This is a genomic window from Brachybacterium sp. SYSU DS0246, assembly GCF_059391765.1.
In genome coordinates this window covers 1-3,408 of the sequence record NZ_JBZXYT010000061.1, presented here as the reverse complement: position 1 = coordinate 3,408, position 3,408 = coordinate 1, and the positions used below count along the sequence as shown (strand labels likewise).

General features: G+C 71.7%; 3 protein-coding genes. All 3 read right to left on the bottom strand.

Annotation, left to right across the window (positions count from 1 at the left end; genetic code table 11):
- Positions 1 to 256: 256 nt before the first annotated feature.
- Positions 257 to 2,035, bottom strand: coding sequence for an acetyl/propionyl/methylcrotonyl-CoA carboxylase subunit alpha (locus AC5020_RS16875; RefSeq protein WP_377792903.1), 1,779 nt, complete (start codon positions 2,033 to 2,035; stop codon positions 257 to 259).
- 56 nt (positions 2,036 to 2,091) lie between these two features.
- Positions 2,092 to 2,826, bottom strand: coding sequence for a Maf family protein (locus AC5020_RS16870; RefSeq protein ID WP_464989141.1), 735 nt, complete (start codon positions 2,824 to 2,826; stop codon positions 2,092 to 2,094).
- On the bottom strand, positions 2,826 to 3,408 hold a 583-nt coding region (locus tag AC5020_RS16865; protein WP_464989140.1), incomplete at its 5' end, for a DUF885 domain-containing protein. The genes AC5020_RS16865 and AC5020_RS16870, both read right to left, overlap by 1 nt.

Here is a 3,408-nt window from a genome sequence, read left to right as displayed (position 1 = left end):
GGGGGCGCAGCGTGAGGAGGAGACCAGCGCAAGAACTGTGAGCAGCCTTCACAGGCGACGCTCGATCTCAGACAAGCTCCGCTCCTCCCACCGGAAACAGCGTCCTGCGGTGACCAACCCGCGAATATCAGACTGACCACGCGTCGAACAGACACGCGAACCCCGAGAAGCACCCCGTGAACGCCGAAGCGGGGGCACCCACCGGCCAGTGGATGCCCCCGCTTCACCCTGCACACTTGACAGAAGGACCTACATATCAGTCCTCGATCGAGCAGAGCACCGCGCCGGCGGAGACCGTCGCCCCGATCTCGGCGCTGAGCCCCGTGACCACCCCGGAGCGGTGGGCGGTGATCGGCTGCTCCATCTTCATGGCCTCGAGCACCAGCAGCAGGTCGCCGTCGGCGACGGTCTGGCCCTCCTCGGCGACGAGCTTGACGATGGTGCCCTGCATCGGCGCGGTCACCGAATGGCCGCCCGCGGCGCCCTCGCCGACACCCCGGTGCTGCCGCTTGCGGCGCGAGCGCACCGCGGCCTGAGGCGCCCGCAGCGAGGCGGGGAGGCTGATCTCCACGCGCCGGCCATCGACCTCGACCACGACGGCCTCGCGATCCTCCGGCTCCTCGGGCTGGGCCGGCAGCGCGGCCGGCGGGATCTCGTTGGAGAACTCGGTCTCGATCCAGCGGGTATGGACCGTGAACGGCTGCTCGGGGTCCGCGGGGGCGAACGCCGGGTCCTCGACCACCGTGCGGTGGAAGGGCAGCACCGTGGGCACACCCTCGATGTGGAACTCGGCCAGCGCGCGGCGGGAGCGCTCGAGGGCCTCCTGGCGGGTGGCGCCGGTGATCACGAGCTTGGCCAGCATGGAGTCGAAGGCACCGGAGACCTCATCGCCGGCGCGCACGCCCGACTCCATGCGCACGCCCGGGCCCGAGGGCACGTCGTAGCGCTGGATGCGGCCGGGGGCGGGCATGAAGCCGCGACCCGGGTCCTCGCCGTTGATGCGGAACTCGAAGGAGTGGCCACGGGCGATGGGGTCGGTTCCCGAGATCGTCTCCCCGGCGGCGATGCGCAGCTGCTCGCGCACCAGGTCGACGCCGGCGACCTCCTCGGTCACCGGGTGCTCGACCTGCAGGCGGGTGTTGACCTCGAGGAAGGAGATGGTGCCGTCGGCCCCGACGAGGAATTCGCAGGTGCCGGCGCCGACGTAGCCGGCCTCGCGCAGGATCGCCTTGGAGGAGGAGACCAGCTGGGCCTCCTGCTGGGAGGTGAGGAACGGCGCCGGGGCCTCCTCGACGAGCTTCTGATGGCGGCGCTGCAGCGAGCAGTCGCGGGTGGAGACCACCTGGACGTTGCCGTGCATGTCCGCCAGGCACTGGGTCTCGACGTGGCGAGGTGCATCGAGGTAGCGCTCCACGAAGCACTCGCCGCGGCCGAAGGCGGCAGTGGCCTCGCGTACGGCCGAGTCGAACAGCTCGCGCACCTCGGATTCCTCGCGGGCGACCTTCAGACCGCGGCCACCGCCGCCGAAGGCTGCCTTGATCGCGATCGGCAGGCCGTTGGCGCGGGCGAAGTCGACGACCTCGTCCGAGTTGGCGACCGGGTCCTTGGTGCCGGCGACCAGGGGAGCGCCGGCCTTCTGGGCGATGTGACGGGCCGAGACCTTGTCGCCGAGCTTCTCGATCGCCTCGGGCGAGGGGCCGATCCAGGTCAGCCCGGCGTCCATCACGGCCTGGGCGAAATCGGAGCGCTCGGAGAGGAACCCGTAGCCCGGGTGGATGGCGTCGGCCCCGGAGCGCTGGGCGATGTCGAGGATCTTGTCGACCACCAGGTAGGAGGAGGCGGCGGTGGTGCCGCCGAGCGCGTAGGCCTCGTCGGCGATCTGCGTGTGCAGGGCGTCACGATCGGGATCGGCGTAGACGGCGACGGAGCGGAGCCCGGCGTCCCGGCAGGCCCGTGCGATCCGCACCGCGATCTCTCCACGGTTGGCGATGAGCACCGTGGACAGGGGGCGGGGCTTGACGGAGCGTGCGGCCATGGGGCGGGGGTTTCCTTCCGGGAGTCAGCAGAGGTCGAGTGTAGTACCGCGGCGGGTCACATCGTCGCAGGGCCCGGGCGGGTCTCAGCGGCATCGGCGAGAGCCTCGCCACCCTGGGGCTCGCTCTCCCACAGCTGGTGGACGGCGAGGCCGATCTCGCCGAGCAGGCGGCGCAGCAGCGGCAGCGAGAGACCGACGACGGCATGCGGATCACCCTCCACGCCCTCGATGAACGGGCCCGCCCGCCCGTCGATCGTGAAGCCGCCGGCCACGCCGAGCGGTTCGCCGGTGGCGACGTAGGCCTCGATCTCCTCGTCGGTGACCTCGGCGAAGGTGACACGGCAGCTCGCCGTCGCGCCGAAGGTGCCGCCGGTCCCGCCGTCGGCCTCGTCGCGGTCGTCGATCAGCCAGTGGCCGGAGTGCAGGATCCCGGCGCGGCCGCGCATCGCCCGCCAGCGCTCCGCGGCCCGCTCGGCGGTGTGCGGTTTACCGATGACCTCGCCGTCCAGCTCGAGCATCGAATCGCAGCCCAGGACCACGTAGCCGCCCTCGCTGCGGGACGTCGCGGCCTGCGCCTTCTCGCGCGCCAGCAGCAGCACCTCATCGGCGGGGACGAGGAGGTCCTCGGGATCGCCGGAGGCGGCGGCGCGCTCGCGGGCGGCTGTGAGGATCCCCTCCTCGTCCAGATCGACCGGGAGGGTGCGGTGCTCGATGCGGGCGGCGCGCAGAGTGGCGCGGCGCCCGGCGGAGGCGGAGGCCAGCAGCAGCAAGGGGTCGTGATCGGTGGTCATCACAGGGCTCCTTCGAGGACGGACAGCGGCAGGCTTCCCAGTTCGAGGGCGCGGCGGTGGAAATCCCGGAGGTCGGTGGTGGTGCGCGCGGCCAGCTGCTCCCAGACCCGCTGCCCGATCTTGTACGAGGGAGCCTGGCCTGGCCAGCCCAGGTACCGGTTCAGCTCGAAGCGCTGCTCGGCCTCGCTCACGCCCCAGTGGGCGGACATGAAGTCCCACGCTTTCTCGTACGTCCAGGCGCCGCCGGCCGAGCCGGCGATGCCCTCGGGCATGGGCAGGCCGACGTGGAAGCCGATGTCGAGGACCACGCGGCCGGCACGCAGGCGCTGCGCGTCGAGCATGCCCAGGCGGTCCCCGTCGTCGTCGAGGTATCCCAGCTGATCCATCAGGCGTTCGGCGTACAGCGCCCAGCCCTCACCGTGACCGGAGACCCAGCACATCAGGGCGCGCCACCGGTTCAGAGAGCCGGCCTGCAGGGTCTGCGTGCCGACCTGCAGGTGATGGCCCGGCACCCCCTCGTGGTAGACGGTGGTCGTCTCCAGCCAGGTGTGGAACCGGGACGTTCCCGCGGGAACGTCCCAC

Coding starts and splice junctions, on each gene's coding strand:
- AC5020_RS16875 (WP_377792903.1), bottom strand. CDS start 2,035: ATGGCCGCACGCTCCGTCAAGCCCCGCCCCCTGTCCACGGTGCTCATC.
- AC5020_RS16870 (WP_464989141.1), bottom strand. CDS start 2,826: ATGACCACCGATCACGACCCCTTGCTGCTGCTGGCCTCCGCCTCCGCC.